Origin of the sequence: Mycobacterium sp. E2699, assembly GCF_001666745.1 — a bacterium.
Classification (GTDB): domain Bacteria; phylum Actinomycetota; class Actinomycetes; order Mycobacteriales; family Mycobacteriaceae; genus Mycobacterium.
Genome location: NZ_LZJH01000077.1, coordinates 83,854 through 99,063 on the forward strand (window position 1 = coordinate 83,854; position 15,210 = coordinate 99,063).

The following is a 15,210-nucleotide window of genomic DNA, read 5'->3' on the forward strand; positions in this document are numbered from 1 at the left end:
TGCAACGCTTTCCGCCGCGGCCGGGCAGATCGGTGGTTTCAAAAGTGCGGCAAATCGTTCGTTCGTGCAGCGTGGCCCCGCAATTGCCGTGTGCGCCACGCCACGCTGAGCGGCAATTCCAATCCCTGTTTATCCGGCAAACACGATACTGTCTTGGGTTGGCTGACCAACCGAAACTGGGAGGGTAAATGAGCGCCTATCGGACCGTGGTGGTCGGGACGGACGGCTCGGATTCATCGTTTCGCGCGGTGGACAGGGCTGCGCAGATTGCCGGGGACGACGCCAAGCTGATCATCGCCTCGGCGTACCTGCCGCAGCACGAGGACACCCGGGCCGCCGACGCGCTGGGGTCCGAGAGCTACAAGGTGTCCGGCACGGCCCCGATTTACGCGATCCTGCAGGACGCCAAGGAACGGGCGCACAAAGCGGGCGCCAAGAACGTGGAGGAGCGCTCGGTGGTCGGCGCCCCGGTCGACGCGCTGGTCAAGCTGGCCGAGGACGAGAAGGCCGACCTGCTGGTCGTCGGCAATGTCGGCCTGAGCACGATCGCGGGCCGGCTGCTGGGATCCGTGCCGGCCAACGTCTCACGCCGCGCCAAAGTCGACGTGCTGATCGTGCACACCACGAACTGACCCACCAGCCGCGTTCGCGCCATGCTGCGTGCTGGTCGCACCGGCGTTTGAGTGTGCATTGTGGGCGTTGGGTGTGCGCCCAGTGCGCACAAGTTGCCGAAATCGCGCCGCCAGTGCACACGCAAAGCCGTGAGCGCACACTCGCCGCCGAAAGGCCGCGGTCTACCAGCCGCGTTCGCGCCATTCGGCCAGGTGCGGGCGCTCCGCGCCCAGCACCGTGTCGTCGCCGTGGCCGGGATAGATGACGGTGGCGTCGTCGTACACCTCGAACACCCGCGTGGTGACGTCGTCGAGCAGCTGGGCGAAATCACCGGCCTGCCACGTCTTGCCGACCCCGCCCGGGAACAGGCAGTCGCCGGTGAACAGCTGCGTGACGCCGCCGGTCGCGGGTCCGTCGAGGGCCAGGGCGATCGACCCGGGCGTGTGCCCGCGCAGGTGGATGACGTCGAATGTCAGCTCACCGATCCGCACGGTGTCCCCACCGGCCAGCAAACGGTCCGGGTTGACCGGCAGCGGGCCGGCGTCGATCTCGTTGGCGGCGGTCGGGGCGCCGGTGGCCGCGGCGACGGCCTCCAGCGCCTGCCAGTGGTCGAAGTGCTGATGGCTGGTCACGATCAGCGACAGCTTCGGCGCGTACTCCCGGATCAGGCCGAGGAGGACGTCGGCGTCGTTCGCGGCGTCGATCAGCAGGGTTTCGCCGGTCGCGGAACATGTCACGAGATAGGCGTTATTGTCCATCGGGCCCACCGACGCCTTTAGAATCGTGGCGCCGGGTAGGGTCCGGCGGGCCGCGGTACCGGGGTCGACGTGTCCGGTGTAGTTATCGTCGGGCACAACCGAGGCAGTCATAGCGGCCACGTTACTGGTCACGGGTTGCTTGTCGGTACGGACACATAGCATGGAATGCGCCGTGCGCATCAACGGCTGTCATACCCGAAGCATTCACTGAAAGAGGCACCGTTGGCTGACCGCCTCATCGTCAAGGGCGCCCGTGAGCACAACCTGCGGGGCGTCGATCTCGACCTGCCGCGCGATGCGTTGATCGTGTTCACGGGGCTATCCGGGTCGGGCAAGTCGTCGCTGGCGTTCGACACCATCTTCGCCGAGGGCCAGCGCCGCTACGTCGAGTCGCTGTCGGCCTACGCCCGCCAGTTCCTGGGGCAGATGGACAAGCCCGACGTCGACTTCATCGAGGGGCTGTCCCCGGCGGTCTCGATCGACCAGAAGTCGACCAACCGCAACCCGCGGTCGACCGTCGGGACGATCACCGAGGTGTACGACTACCTGCGGTTGCTCTACGCGCGCGCAGGCACGCCGCACTGCCCGGTCTGCGGCGAGCGGATCGCCCGCCAGACGCCCCAGCAAATCGTCGACCAGGTGCTGGCGATGCCGGAGGGCACCCGCTTTCAGGTGCTGGCCCCGGTGGTGCGCACCCGCAAGGGCGAGTTCGCCGACCTGTTCGAGAAGCTCAACGCCCAGGGCTACAGCCGGGTGCGGGTCGACGGCGTGGTGCACTCGCTGACCGATCCGCCCAGGCTGAAGAAGCAGGAAAAGCACGACATCGAGGTGGTGGTCGATCGCCTGACGGTCAAGGCCGGCGCCAAGCAGCGGCTCACCGACTCGGTGGAGACCGCGCTGAACCTGGCCGACGGCATTGTGGTGCTGGAGTTCGTCGATCACGACCACGACGCCCACAACCGCGAGCAGCGGTTCTCCGAGAAGCTGGCCTGCCCCAACGGGCACGCGCTGGCGGTCGACGACCTCGAGCCGCGGTCCTTCTCGTTCAACTCGCCCTATGGCGCGTGCCCGGAGTGCACCGGCCTGGGTATCCGCAAGGAGGTCGACCCCGACCTGGTGGTGCCCGACCCGGAGCGCACGCTGGCCGAAGGCGCGGTGGCGCCGTGGTCGACGGGCCACACCGCGGAGTACTTCACCCGCATGATGGCCGGGCTGGGCGACGAGCTCGGCTTCGACGTCGACACGCCGTGGCGCAAGCTGCCGGCCAAGGCCCGCAAGGCGATCCTCGAGGGCTCCGACCACCAGGTGCACGTGCGGTATCGCAACCGCTACGGCCGCACCCGGTCGTACTACGCCGATTTCGAGGGCGTGCTGGCGTTCCTGCAGCGCAAGATGGCGCAGACCGAATCCGAGCAGATGAAGGAGCGCTACGAGGGCTTCATGCGCGACGTGCCCTGCCCGGTGTGCGAGGGCACCCGGCTCAAGCCGGAGATCCTGGCGGTGTCGCTGGCGGCGGGGGGCCGCGGCAAGAAGTCCATCGCCGAGGTGTGTGAGCTGTCCATTTCGGACTGCTCGGACTTCCTGAACGCGCTCACCCTGGGGACGCGGGAGCAGGCGATCGCCGGACAGGTGCTCAAGGAGATCCAGTCGCGGCTGGGGTTCCTGCTCGACGTCGGGTTGGACTACCTGTCGCTGTCGCGGGCGGCGGCCACGCTGTCCGGCGGTGAGGCGCAACGCATCCGACTGGCCACCCAGATCGGCTCCGGCCTGGTGGGTGTGCTCTACGTGCTCGACGAGCCCTCCATCGGGCTGCACCAGCGCGACAACCGTCGGCTCATCGAAACCCTGACGCGGCTAAGGGATTTGGGGAACACCCTGATCGTCGTCGAGCACGACGAGGACACCATCGAGCACGCCGACTGGATCGTCGACATCGGGCCGCGGGCCGGCGAGCACGGCGGCCAGATCGTGCACAGCGGAACGTATGCCGAGCTGCTGGCCAACGAGGACTCGATCACCGGCGCCTACCTGTCGGGCAAGGAGAGCATCGAGCTGCCGGCGATCCGGCGGCCCGTCAACCACAAGCGCCAACTCACCGTCGTCGGCGCCCGGGAGCACAACCTGCGCGGCATCGACGTGTCGTTCCCGCTCGGGGTGCTGACCGCGGTGACGGGCGTGTCGGGCTCGGGAAAGTCGACGCTGGTCAACGACATCCTGGCCGCGGTGCTGGCCAACCGGCTCAACGGCGCCCGGCAGGTGCCGGGCCGGCACACCCGGGTCACGGGCCTGGACCACCTGGACAAGCTGGTGCGGGTCGACCAGTCGCCGATCGGCCGTACGCCGCGGTCCAACCCGGCCACCTATACCGGAGTGTTCGACAAGATCCGCACGCTGTTCGCGGCGACCACCGAGGCCAAGGTCCGCGGGTATCAGCCGGGCCGGTTCTCGTTCAACGTCAAGGGCGGTCGATGCGAGGCGTGCACGGGCGACGGCACCATCAAGATCGAGATGAACTTCCTGCCCGACGTCTACGTCCCGTGCGAGGTCTGCCACGGCGCCCGGTACAACCGGGAGACGCTGGAGGTGCACTACAAGGGCAAGACCATCTCCGAGGTGCTGGACATGTCGATCGAGGAGGCGGCGGAGTTCTTCGAGCCGATCAGCGGCATCCACCGCTACCTGCGCACACTCGTCGACGTCGGGCTGGGCTACGTCCGGCTCGGGCAGCCCGCGCCGACGCTGTCCGGCGGCGAGGCGCAGCGCGTCAAGCTGGCCGCCGAACTGCAGAAGCGCTCGACCGGGCGGACGATCTACATCCTCGACGAACCCACCACCGGGCTGCACTTCGACGACATCCGCAAGCTGCTCAAGGTCATCAACGGCCTTGTCGACAAAGGCAATACGGTCATCGTCATCGAACACAACCTGGACGTGATCAAGACGTCGGACTGGATCGTCGACATGGGCCCCGAGGGCGGCGCCGAGGGCGGAACCGTTGTCGCCGAAGGCACCCCGGAGGACGTCGCCGCGGTGCCCGAAAGCTACACGGGCAAGTTCCTCGCCGAGGTCGTCGGGCGTGCCCCCGCGCCGCGGCGGTCGACCCGGCGCCGCAAGGTCACCGCCTGAGCGACGTTCGGGTGCGCGATCATCCCGGCGTCGCACGGGCCTTCGACAGCGGCGACGGAAAGCGGGGACTGATGCGCACCCCGTCCAGCCACGCGGTGAGCTCGTCGGCCCGGCACTGCAGGGCGCGCCGCCCGTCGCGGCCGGGATCCTCGAGCAGCTGCAGCCGGACCCGCGCGCCGTCGTCTTGATACCAGCCGCCCACCACGCGTCCGTTCCACCACGCCGTCGGGCCGGCGTTGCCGTTGCGGTCGAAAATCCGCGCGCGGTGCTCCCCGAGGTACCAATCGCGCTGAAACCAGCCCATGGTGGTGGCGTCCAGCCCCGGCAGCAAGGCGCACCATGGGGGCGCTTCGGGTTCGGGATCGAGGTCGTCGGGCAGCGCCCAGCCGGGGCTGCCGTGCAGGTCGACTTGCACCGCACCGATGTCGGCCAGGGCGTTGCGGGCCGCGGTGAGCGTGGTGCCGAGCCACCACTTGATGTCGGCGACGGTCGCGGGCCCGAACGTCGCCAGCCAGCGGCGGGTCAGGCCGGCCCGGGCGTGCCGGTCCGGCAGCGGCTCGCCGACGTCGCCCAGCCAATCGCCGGTGGTGCTCCAGCGCGGCCGCGACGTGGTCCAGCTCCCGTCGTTCGGCCCGCGCACGATGTCGCCCCGCGCGGAGAGCACCGTGAGCACCCGCGGGGCGAGCGGAACCTGGCCGCCCCAACGCCTTCCGGGCGCCGGGTCGTAGGTCCCGGCCAGCTCGGGCAGCGCCGCCCGCAGCTCGGTGCTGCTGGCCGGCCCGCTGTCACCGAGATGGCGCAACACCGCGGCGCAGGCGCGGTCGAGCCAGCGCTCGCCGTCGGCGGCCACGCCCGCCTTACGCACGTCGGCGGCCAGCCTCCGGCTTTCGTTGTCGGCGACCCGGTCGCTGCACGCGGACTGAATCAAGCGCAGGTCGTCGCTGCTGACCAGCCACAGCGTCCGTCGCATCGCTAGATGCCGCAGCGCGGCGCGTTTCTCGTACAGCTGCAGCTCGAGGTCGGCGGTCCGGAATCCCGGGAAGCGCGCCCAGAGCGACAGGTACGGGGTGGCGGGGTCGGTGGCATGCAGCCCGACTAGCCCGGCGATCATCCCGGTGATGGGCGTGGGGTCGCCCGCGGAAAGGAAGTGCCTGCGCGCCAGGCGGTTACGGCGCTCGTCGATGGTGAATGTGCGCACCTCAACGCTCGTCGGAGCGCATCGACTCCCGGATCTGCCGCAACCGCTCGGCCGCCGCGCGCTCGCGCTCTTCGAACTGCTCCTCGACCGAGCGGCCCTCCGCGGTGTCCGCGTCGAGTTCGGTGGCACCCTGCGCCGTGGCGAACCGGGATTCGATCTTCTCCCGGACGGATTCGAAGGTCGGCACGCCGGCGGCGTCGTACCCGGGGGCGGGAGTCATGGGTTCGTCGGGCATGACGACACGCTACTGCGCCCGGCGAGCGAAATAGCGCACCATCTGCTCCCAATACACCAGGGTCAGGACCATCTGCGCCGCGGTCGCGACGGCCGCCGGCCCCGGTCGATGGCGCCGGGCGGCCAGGGCGGCGCCCAGTGCGCACGCCGACGCCACCGCGCTGACGAGCATCGCCGCGTCCCGCGGGCGACGGCCGATCCACAATTCCTCGCCCAGCATCGCGCGGGTTGACCAGGCGCGTTGGTGCGCGGGCCGGCCGAAGACGAAGGGGTTGACGGTCAACCACAGCGCGATCCACACCGCATGGCTGCAGCGCCTTGTCCAGATGGGTACCAAGACCAGAGGCGTGGTCGCCCAGCGCGTCCAGGCGCTCCATGGGTTGCAGTGCCGGGCGAAGATCGCGCGCCTGAGTCGGGCGGCGGCCGTGCCTTGCGTCACGACCTCGAGTGTGCGCTGAGGGCCGGGTTTCGCGAAGAGTTCGGCAACCGGCGTTTGCCAAAAAGTTACCAGTTACCCAACCCCGGTCCCATAAAATCGCCTCTGCTCTCGAATTCGGAGCCTCCGCGGCCAGCGGGGCGAGCATCCCAACAAGCCTGGAACCCGCGAAAGCCGGCCCCGAAAGCGTGCGATACTCTCGGGCCGCGGCAGCAAACCCGCGGCGCCCGAGCCGCCGCTACATGGGGAATTCACAGGTAGAACACAGCACCTTCGTCGGGTTGAATCATCTGGATGAGAAGGGGTCCGGGCGCTTCAACGAAAGGTCAGCGCCGCCCGCGGAGTCACCCACGCCGACGCTTCACGCCATGGCCGACAGAGTCCGGGGCTGGCGTCGCAGGTGCGATCCGGCCAAAAACCGGGCGGTGCCGACTCCGCGCGCGCAAACTTATGATTCGTTGCCGATTACTGATCGGTAACGCTAACGATGCGGATACCCGACAAACGACACTGACGATAATAAATACCGCAGGTTATTTGTCGCTGGCGCATTTTAGGAAATAATTCGAGACACATCTCACAAAAAGACCGGTCGGCAGGGTGCAGAAGTGAAGGGATACCTATGGAAGCGGCTCAACTGACCAGCGGGTTCGACGGCGTATCGCTGGGAGCCGGAGCGGGCTGGCGCGATCAGGCGACGGGCTGTTGGGTAGCGGCGTCAACGCCGGAGGCGGAACCCGAGCTCTGGGATCAGTATCTGGATGGTGCGCTGCGCAGTTACCGCCGGCACGGGCTGGAATGGGTGCTCGACCTCGATGCGGTTCGGGACGGCGCCGACACGACGCTGTTCTTCGCCGCGATCGATCCGGGGGGCCGGGTGGTCGGTGGCACGCGCGTCGTTGGTCCGCTGCGGTCGGCCGACGAGTCCCACGCGCTCGAGGAGTGGAAAGACAGCCCGGGCCGTGCCGTGTTGAGCCACATGATCACCAACCGCATCCCCTTCGGCGTCGTGGAGGTCAAAAGCGCCTGGACCGACTCGCGCGAGTACGGCAGCCGGGCCCTGTCCCGGGTGCTGGCGCGCACCGCGATGCCGATGATGACGCTGCTGGGTGTCCAGTTCGTCATGGCCACGGCTGCGGCTCACGTGCTGGAGCAGTGGCAATCCTCAGGCGGTGTCGTGGCCTCGCGGATACCGGCGGCCGCCTATCCCACCGAGGACTATCGCACCAAGGTGATGTGGTGGGACCGCCGCACCATCGCCACGCACGCCGAACCGGAACAATTCAAGCTGATGTGCGCCGAAAACTCCGAGATTCTCTGCCGCATCTCGGCTTAGGAGAAATCGGGTCGGTGCGGGCATTCACCTTTCGCACGACGTCGGGTGGCGCGATGAGGGGGAACGGGCCCCCGGGCGACTCACGTATCTTCTTGGCGCTCGGCGGAATTCGACGGCTGGGCGAGGTCGGCCGTCACGCCTCGTCGACGCCCTGCGCGCCGCTGTGTCGGGAACGTCACAGTACCCTTCGGTGCGCGCCGACGGTCTAGGGTCGGAGGGGTGGCCATCACCGAGCGGTCCGTGCGGGACGTTTCCGCGTTGCCCTTTGCCCCGAAAAACCCGCTTCCGTATCGCGAACGCCTGAAGGCGATCCGGGAGTTTCATACCGGTACGAACAAGCTTCGCGACGCCGGTGGACCCGTCACCCGGGTCACTTTGGGACCGCGCTGGCTGATTCCGCCGATCGTGTTGGCGACGTCACCGCAAGGCATTCGCGACATCGTCAGCCCCAGAGACGGTTCCGTCGACAAGACCAGCACGGTGACCACCGAGCTTCGCAGGCTGCTCGGCGGGAACCTGTTCGTCCTGCCGCACGCCGAATGGTTGCCGCGTCGGCGCACCCTGCAGCCGGTATTCACCCGGCAGCGTGTCCGCCAGTTCGGCGGACACATGGCCGAGGCTGCGGAGACGGTGTGTGCCACGTGGCGCGAGGGTGATGTGATCGACCTCGACGCGCAGTGCCGCACGCTGACGCTGCGGGCGCTGGGTCGCTCGGTGTTGGGACTGGACCTCGATGAGCGATCCGACGCGATCGCGGAGCCGCTGCGAGTGGCGACGAGCTACGCCGTGCGGCGCGCCCTGCGGCCGCTGCGCGCACCGCAGTGGATGCCCACGCCGGCGCGGCGGCGGGCCCGGGCGGCGGCCCGCACCATTCGCGAGCTTGCCGACGAGATTCTGCACGCGTGTCGCGCCGACCCCAACAGGGAGGCGCCTCTGGTCCATGCGCTCATCGCCGCCACCGACCCGGAAACGGGGCAGTCGCTGTCGGACACCGAAATCCGCGACGAGATGATCATCTTTTTGTTCGCCGGCCACGACACGACGGCGACGACTCTGACCTACGCGCTGTGGGCGCTGGGGCGCCATCCCGACCTGCAGGAGCGCGTCGCCACCGAGGTCGCCGAGCTCGGCGGCCGCCAGCTCACACCTGACGACGTTTCGCGCTTGGGTTTCACCGTCCAGGTTCTGCAGGAGGCGCTGCGGTTGTGCCCGCCCGGGCCGACCGGAACCCGGATGGCGACCCGCGATGTCGAGGTCGCGGGCTACCGGGTGAAGGCGGGCACGATGCTGGCGTTCGGACGAATGGCCGTGCAGACCGACCCGAGCCTGTGGGACGATCCGCTCCGGTTCGACCCGGACCGGTTCGCGCCGGGGCGCGATCAAGGCCGGGACCGTTGGCAATACGTTCCGTTCGGCGGGGGGCCGCGCTCGTGCATCGGCGATCACTTCGCGATGCTGGAAGCCACGCTTGCGTTGGCGACCATCATCCGCCGAGTCGAAATCGATTCTCTGGAAGACGATTTCCCGCTGGCCGTGCCGTTCACCATGGTGGCGGCGGCCCCGATCCCGGCCAAGATCCGGCTGCGTCACTGACGCCGTGCGTCGGTGCCCGGCGCTAGGCCCGCACGCCGTGCTGGGCCTGGTTTCCGCCGCGCCGTTTGGCCGCGTACATCGCTGTGTCGGCAATGGCGATCAGCTCGTCGACGAACCAGGCGACGTCGCGCCCGGTGAGCAGGTGCAGTTCGGCGCTGGCGGTGCCGATGCTGGCCGTGATCCCGGGCGAAAGCTCGGCCAAAGCGGTGCAGAACCCTGTGGCCAGGGGGCCCACGTCCGGGGTCTCCGAGGTCAGCGCGACCAGGAACTCTTCGCCGCCGGCGCGGCAGAGGATCGCATCGGCGGGGGTGCGCTCCCGCAGCAGGTCGGCGACCGCGAGCAGGGCGCGGTCGCCGGCCGAATGACCGTGGGTGTCGTTGATGCGTTTGAAGTTGTCGAGGTCCACCATGACCACCGCGAGGTGGTCATGCCCGGGTGGCGGATCCGTCACCCGGTGACCGACCGCCTCGGTGAACGCCCGCCGGTTGAGCAGGCCGGTGAGGGCATCCTGTTGGGAGCGCTGAGCGTACGTTCCCATCGCGCGTGAGATGCCCCAAACGCCAAGGGGCAGCCACAAATTGAGGAAAGTGTTGAGCCAGAACGCGGAGGCCGCGCTGGCCAGGTTGGCCTCTCGGGCAAGCCTCAGCACCGCCACGGTGGTCACCGCGACCGCGACGGCGCCGTTGTAGACCAGCAGCCTGGGACCGTGGAACAGCGCGATGTAGCCCCCGGTGATGGCCATGGCGGTGCAAGCCAGCGCGGCAAGTGCCGCCATGGGCTGCGCGAGGCTCCACCCGGCGACGCACAGCGCGCCGATCGCGACACCGGCCTGCGACTGCCGGCGCGTCGGCCAGCGCGTCAACCACAACAAGGTCACGCCGACGGTGAACGCGGCGGCCAGTCCGCCGGTGACCACCTCGGCCGTGCTGGGGTGGTGTTGGCTCGGCAACACGGTCAGCGGCGCCAAGGCCGACGATCCGGCGATGAGAGCCATGGTCATTCGGGCCCGGCCCAGCATCCCGCGCCGGCGCAGGAACGTCGTGGTCCAGTCGTACTGGTCGGGCTCGTTCCACCACGCCTTCAGGCGTGACATCGGCCGGCGACCCCTTCTCGACGAGCCCGTTCGCGCATGCGGTCTCGGACTTCGGGGCCGGGGAGTGGCGCGTCGCCGGGAATGCCATGATTGCGGCTATGGCCTCTCGACACACGCGATTTCGCCTCTTCTACCGGATCGGCTTCACACCCTGGGAGGGCCATGCGATCGGGCAGGGCCTGCGGGATCTGGTCGAGGGAACCCCGAACACACCGGCGCTGCCCACCGGCTCGGCCCTCGACGTCGGGTGCGGTACCGGCGACTGCGCCGTCTACCTCGCCCAGCACGGGTGGAAGGTCACCGGGGTGGACTATGTCGCGAAGCCGCTCGATAAGGCGCGCGCCAAGGCCCGCGCGGCCGGGGCATCGGTCAACTTCGCCCGTGCCGACGTCACGCGGTTGAGTCACGAGGGGATCGGTAGCGGTTTCCAGCTGATCGTCGACAACGGCTGCATCCACAACATGAGCGGCGCCGACCGCGAGGCGTACGTCCGCGAGGTCAGCGCCGTGGCGGCACCCGACGCGCGGCTGTACATCGTCGCGTTCCCTCCCGGCGGAAGGTTCGGCGTGCCGGGCATCGACCGCCCCGAGATGGAGCGGCGCTTCGCTGCCGGCTGGACGCTGTTGTCCACCGGGGACGAGCGGGAGCTCGACGAGAAGACCCCGACGTACTACTACCTGTTTCAACGCCGCTCTTAGACGTCGACCGGCTGCGGGTCTAGCCAACGCCCTTTCTCCCCGGCTGTTCGGTCTGCGGCGCAACGGTCGCGTTGGAGAAGTCCATCGGTATGACGCCCTTGCCGAGCAGCGACTCCATCGCCGCGCTGTCCAGCGGGCGGGACAGCAGAAACCCTTGCGCCCGATAGCAACCCAGGTCGAGCAACGTCTTGGCCGCGGCTACGGTTTCGACGCCTTCGGCGACGACTTCGAGCCCGAAGGCGTCGGCGAGCGCAAGCGTCGACCGCACGATTGCCAGGTCCCCGGCGTTGGTGTCGAGATTGCGGACAAACCCCTTGTCGATCTTGAGTGCGTCGACGGGGAGAGACTTCAGATACGTCAGCACACTGTAGCCGGTGCCGAAGTCGTCGATGGCGATCTGTACCCCGATGTCCTTCAGCCCGAACAGCGTCTTCCGGGTGGCGTCGATGTCCTGGACCACCACGCTTTCGGTGATCTCGAGGCATATGGTGCTGGGATCGAGATCGAACTCTTCCAGGGTTGTCGCGACCGTATCGACGATGCCCTCCGTCACGAGCTGCACGGGCGAGACATTGATGCGCAGCACGGCGCCGCGCCCGACGCCGCGTGATTGCCAGAGCCCGAATTGGGCGCACGCCGAATGGATTACCAGGCGGCCGAGCTTCGCACCCAGGTTGATCGATTCCACCACCTGGATGAACGAGTCCGGCATCAACAGCCCAAGTGTCGGGTGTTGCCAACGAATCAGCGCCTCGGCGCCGAGAATCTCGCCGGTGCGCATGTCGAACTCCGGGAGGTAATGCAGCACCAAGGCGTCGCTGTCGCTGTCGATTATCCCTTCCAGGTACAGCTCGATGTCGTTGCGGATCATGTCCGTTCGCGACATCTCGGGACTGAAGATCGAAACCCTGTTGCCGCCCGAGCTTTTCGCCGAGCGGGTGGCCTGATCGACCCGGCGCAGCAGATCCGACGTGCTTTCCGATCCGGGCAGACCGGATGCGACGCCGATGCTGACGGTGCGGCTCAGCATCTCGCCGTCGATCACGACCTGACGGTGCACCCGCGCGTGTATCGATTGAGCGAACGCCTCGGCGGCTTCGACGTCCATCGAGGCGGCCGGGACGACGACGAACTCGTCACCGCCGAAGCGGGCGATCACGGAGGGAACGTCGACCGCTTCGCGCAGCAGCGCGGCGAAGGCCACGATGAATCGGTCGCCCGCATCCTGACCGAGGCGTTCGTTGATCACCTTGAACCGGTCCAGAGCGAGGAACACCACCGACACGGCGCCCGGCTGGCCCTCGGCCAGCCGCTTGTCGAGGTAGGCGATGAGGGCCCGGCGGTTCAGCAGCCCGGTGAGGTCGTCGTGCTCGGCGAGGTAGTGCAGTTGCTCCTCGGCGACGATGCGGGCCTGCAGTTGAGCGAAGAGCGCGGCGATCGCCTGCAGCGCGTTGAGCTCCTCCGGCAGCCATTCGCGGTCGCCGACCTTGCCGAAGGCCAGGGTGCCGGTCGTCACGTCACCGGACAGCAGCGGCACGGCGGCAAGGGAGACAGCGCCCCACCCGGTGCCCTCGTCGATGTTGCGTTGGTAGTCGGCGGTGGCCGGCTCGGGACGCACGACTTCGGGCACTTTGAGATTTTCGGCTTGTGCGAAGACGGAGTCGGCGTCGGCGAAATACACCACACCGATCGGGTCGGGGTCGGCGTTGCGCGGCGGCCACTCGGCCACCAGCACCGTGGCGTGGATCGTGTGATCGTTGTGACGCAGGAAGCTGAAGTCCACGCCCAACTCGCTCACCAGGTAGCCGAGCACCCGCTGGCTGATCGTGGCGGAATCAGCCGCGGAGGCCGCCATCAATTCGGCGGCCGCGGCGGTGACCAGGTGGTCCAGAGTGCCCGACATTGCCCCTTACCGTAGCGGTAACTGGTGCGTGGTGTCCGCATTGCATAGCGCGTCTAGCAATGATTCGCTCAACTCAGCATCCGAACCCGATCAAAGCTGCGGCGGCTCGGCACCGACGCTGGTGGCGCGACCGTTAACCGTAATACCAGCACGATCGATTCGTCGGGCGGTATGTCGGCCAGGTCGCGGAAGTCGTGCTGCAACTGTGTTAGCTGATCGGCGAACCGGGGGGACAGCTCGTCGAAGTCTGCCCGGTTGCGCGCGTAGAGGAACACCGGCGAGACCGGCTGGATGGATAGCCCGCGTTGCTGGGCGATGATCCAGACCAGCTCGACTGCCGCGCCTCCCGCGGCGTAGTCGCGCAGCTCCTGTCCGGGCACACTGACGACGGCCAGCGCCGAACTGGCCAGTACCCGGTCGCGTGCGTCCTCACCCAGCGCACTGCCCGCGTCCCATCGGGCGAGGTGCGCCATGACGTCCGTGCGGCGCAGGATCTCGAGGAGTGCCAGATCCCCGGGATCGAGTTCGAGGCCGCGCACCTCGATACCGGTGTCGGGGTCGGCGTCGCCCGGCCAGCGCAGTTCAGAGACCATCTCTTGGTGCAGGTGCGGAGTCAGGTAACGGATCCGGTCGGATGCGGCGAGAATCGTTGCCGCATGGCCCATGTCGCCCCGCTCGGTGATCAGGCGCAGCCGGGCTCCTTCGCGTTGGGCCGCGGCGGTGAGCGCCTCGATGGTCGTGGTGTCGATCGGCTCGGGGCTGCCGTGGCGGCGGTTGGTGCAGCGCTCGAGCATCGGCTGATAGAGGTCGGCAAGGGTGGGGTCGGTGCCGTCGGTCAGTTTCAGGGTGGCGCGCAATGGCGATCCATCGACGTGCTCGGTGAGCGTGGCCGGTCCCAGGGTGTGCTGCGCCGCCGCGGCGATCCTGGCGTTGAGGAGCGCGGCGCCGACCGCGACGGCGCTGGCACGAAATGCGACGTCCATGGTCGAAGTGTGTTGCGCGGCAATGTCGATGGTGACCTCGGCCGGTCCGGCTCGAACGGTCCAGGGCTGCACGTTTCCCCCGGAGGGGGCGCGGATCGCGGCGGCGGCGACGAGCCCGGGTATCCCGGGCAGCTGTGCCGTCTCCGGCTGATCCGCCGGTGCGGGACGGCCGCGGGCCATGTCGGGTTCGTCGAGTTGGTCGAGCGCCGCCGCGATGTCGATGCGCGTGCGGCCCGAGCGCAGCTCCTCGCCGAGCCCGATCCTGCGCACGCCCTCCGCCAACGCCGACGCGCCCAGCACGACGTCGGAGGCCAGTTGGGGCCAGGTCGACACCGTGCGGTCGATCTCGATCAGCGACGCGGCCGTCCGCGGCGAAAGCCGTTCGGCCTCAAGGTGACGCAGGACGTGCGGCACCTTTTCGCGGCTGCTCATGCCGGGAAGCAAGGCGATGTCGAGGTCGCCGAGCAGGCCGTGCAGAATCGGTCGCTGCGGCTCGTGGTCGAAACGTTCCACATCGACGAGCCCGCGATCACTGGTGGCCATCAGCACGGGGATGCGGCGGGCGCGGGCGCCGACCCGCAGCACGGCCTTCATGTCGAGCGCATCGCATTCCTCGATCACGATGTCGAGGCCGTCCAGGAACGCGTCGACGGTCTCGAAAGTCAGTCCCGCGTCGACGACCTCGACCGGCAGGTACGGGTCGAGTTCGGCGATCCTGCGCGCGGCCACACAGGCCTTGTTGACGCCGATGTCGAACACGCTGGCGGGCACCCGATTCAGGTTCGACAGTTCGAGGTGGTCGAAGTCGGCCAGGCGAAGGCCGCCACACAATCCCTGGGCGGCCAGCGTGTGCGCGATGACATGGCCGACGCTGAGCCCGGCGACGCCGATGCGCAGCCGGCCGAGCCGGTCCTGTTCGGGCGGCGTGATGTTGTTGCGGTTGCGGTCCAGGCGAACGGCGCGGTATCCGCGCGGGCCGAGCATCGCCACCGCCGCGCGCCGCCACGGGTAGTACGCCCAGCGGCCGCCTTCCGCGAGGAGCGCGGCATCCGGGGCCGGCCGTAGGCTGCGCAGGTTGGCCAGCTGGGTGTCCCGGTGGTCGAGGAATTCCACCGTGGGGTCGGCTCGGAGCCGTTGCAACAACGAACTGTCGTCGGGCTCATCGGGGTCGAGAATCTGCGCGGTGTACGCGGTTTTCTCGTGCTCGTCCATGGTGTTTCGTGTATAGCACCTGATCGGT

Annotated in this window: 12 protein-coding genes; 5 read left to right on the forward strand and 7 right to left on the reverse strand. The window is 68.5% G+C overall.

Annotation, left to right across the window (positions count from 1 at the left end; all coding sequences use genetic code 11):
- Positions 1-188 precede the first annotated feature (188 nt).
- Positions 189-632 carry a universal stress protein gene (locus tag A5696_RS12315; RefSeq protein WP_067878533.1) on the forward strand — a complete coding sequence of 148 codons (444 nt, stop codon included), beginning with the start codon at positions 189-191 and terminating at the stop codon, positions 630-632.
- A gap of 162 nt (positions 633-794) precedes the next feature.
- Here A5696_RS12315 and A5696_RS12320 read toward each other — a convergent pair whose 3' ends face one another.
- Positions 795-1,481 carry an MBL fold metallo-hydrolase gene (locus A5696_RS12320; RefSeq protein WP_067878536.1) on the reverse strand — a complete coding sequence of 229 codons (687 nt, stop codon included), beginning with the start codon at positions 1,479-1,481 and terminating at the stop codon, positions 795-797.
- Positions 1,482-1,592: 111 nt separating this feature from the next.
- Between A5696_RS12320 and uvrA the strand changes: the two genes are divergently transcribed.
- Positions 1,593-4,496 (forward strand): excinuclease ABC subunit UvrA, encoded by a 2,904-nt coding sequence (gene uvrA, locus A5696_RS12325; RefSeq protein WP_067879153.1) that lies wholly within the window; start codon positions 1,593-1,595, stop codon positions 4,494-4,496.
- Between the two features lie 19 nt (positions 4,497-4,515).
- Here the strand turns inward: uvrA and A5696_RS12330 are convergent, their stop codons facing one another.
- From A5696_RS12330 to A5696_RS12340, 3 genes are read right to left on the reverse strand one after another with little or no spacing between them, the layout of a single operon-like run.
- Positions 4,516-5,694: a winged helix DNA-binding domain-containing protein gene (locus A5696_RS12330; protein ID WP_067878539.1), complete on the reverse strand. Its 1,179-nt coding sequence runs from the start codon at positions 5,692-5,694 to the stop codon at positions 4,516-4,518.
- 1 nt (position 5,695) lies between these two features.
- Positions 5,696-5,929, reverse strand: a complete 234-nt coding sequence (locus A5696_RS12335) for a hypothetical protein (protein WP_067878544.1) — start codon at positions 5,927-5,929, stop codon at positions 5,696-5,698.
- Between the two features lie 9 nt (positions 5,930-5,938).
- Positions 5,939-6,367, reverse strand: a complete 429-nt coding sequence (locus A5696_RS12340) for a DUF6653 family protein (protein WP_231964303.1) — start codon at positions 6,365-6,367, stop codon at positions 5,939-5,941.
- A gap of 619 nt (positions 6,368-6,986) precedes the next feature.
- Between A5696_RS12340 and A5696_RS12345 the strand changes: the two genes are divergently transcribed.
- Together A5696_RS12345 and A5696_RS12350 are read left to right on the forward strand one after the other, a co-directional pair.
- Complete coding sequence (locus A5696_RS12345) at positions 6,987-7,700, forward strand: hypothetical protein (protein WP_067878548.1); 714 nt, start codon at positions 6,987-6,989, stop codon at positions 7,698-7,700.
- Positions 7,701-7,925: 225 nt separating this feature from the next.
- Positions 7,926-9,293, forward strand: a complete 1,368-nt coding sequence (locus A5696_RS12350) for a cytochrome P450 (protein ID WP_369803334.1) — start codon at positions 7,926-7,928, stop codon at positions 9,291-9,293.
- A gap of 22 nt (positions 9,294-9,315) precedes the next feature.
- Here A5696_RS12350 and A5696_RS12355 read toward each other — a convergent pair whose 3' ends face one another.
- Positions 9,316-10,386, reverse strand: a complete 1,071-nt coding sequence (locus A5696_RS12355; RefSeq protein ID WP_067878556.1) for a diguanylate cyclase — start codon at positions 10,384-10,386, stop codon at positions 9,316-9,318.
- 98 nt (positions 10,387-10,484) lie between these two features.
- On the opposite strand from A5696_RS12355, the gene A5696_RS12360 reads away from it, so the two are divergent.
- Positions 10,485-11,084 (forward strand): class I SAM-dependent methyltransferase, encoded by a 600-nt coding sequence (locus A5696_RS12360; RefSeq protein ID WP_067879160.1) that lies wholly within the window; start codon positions 10,485-10,487, stop codon positions 11,082-11,084.
- Between the two features lie 19 nt (positions 11,085-11,103).
- Here the strand turns inward: A5696_RS12360 and A5696_RS12365 are convergent, their stop codons facing one another.
- Both A5696_RS12365 and A5696_RS12370 read right to left on the reverse strand, forming a co-directional pair.
- Positions 11,104-12,987 (reverse strand): bifunctional diguanylate cyclase/phosphodiesterase, encoded by a 1,884-nt coding sequence (locus A5696_RS12365; RefSeq protein ID WP_067878559.1) that lies wholly within the window; start codon positions 12,985-12,987, stop codon positions 11,104-11,106.
- 68 nt (positions 12,988-13,055) lie between these two features.
- Positions 13,056-15,182 (reverse strand): Rv1355c family protein, encoded by a 2,127-nt coding sequence (locus A5696_RS12370; protein WP_067878562.1) that lies wholly within the window; start codon positions 15,180-15,182, stop codon positions 13,056-13,058.
- Positions 15,183-15,210 lie beyond the last annotated feature (28 nt).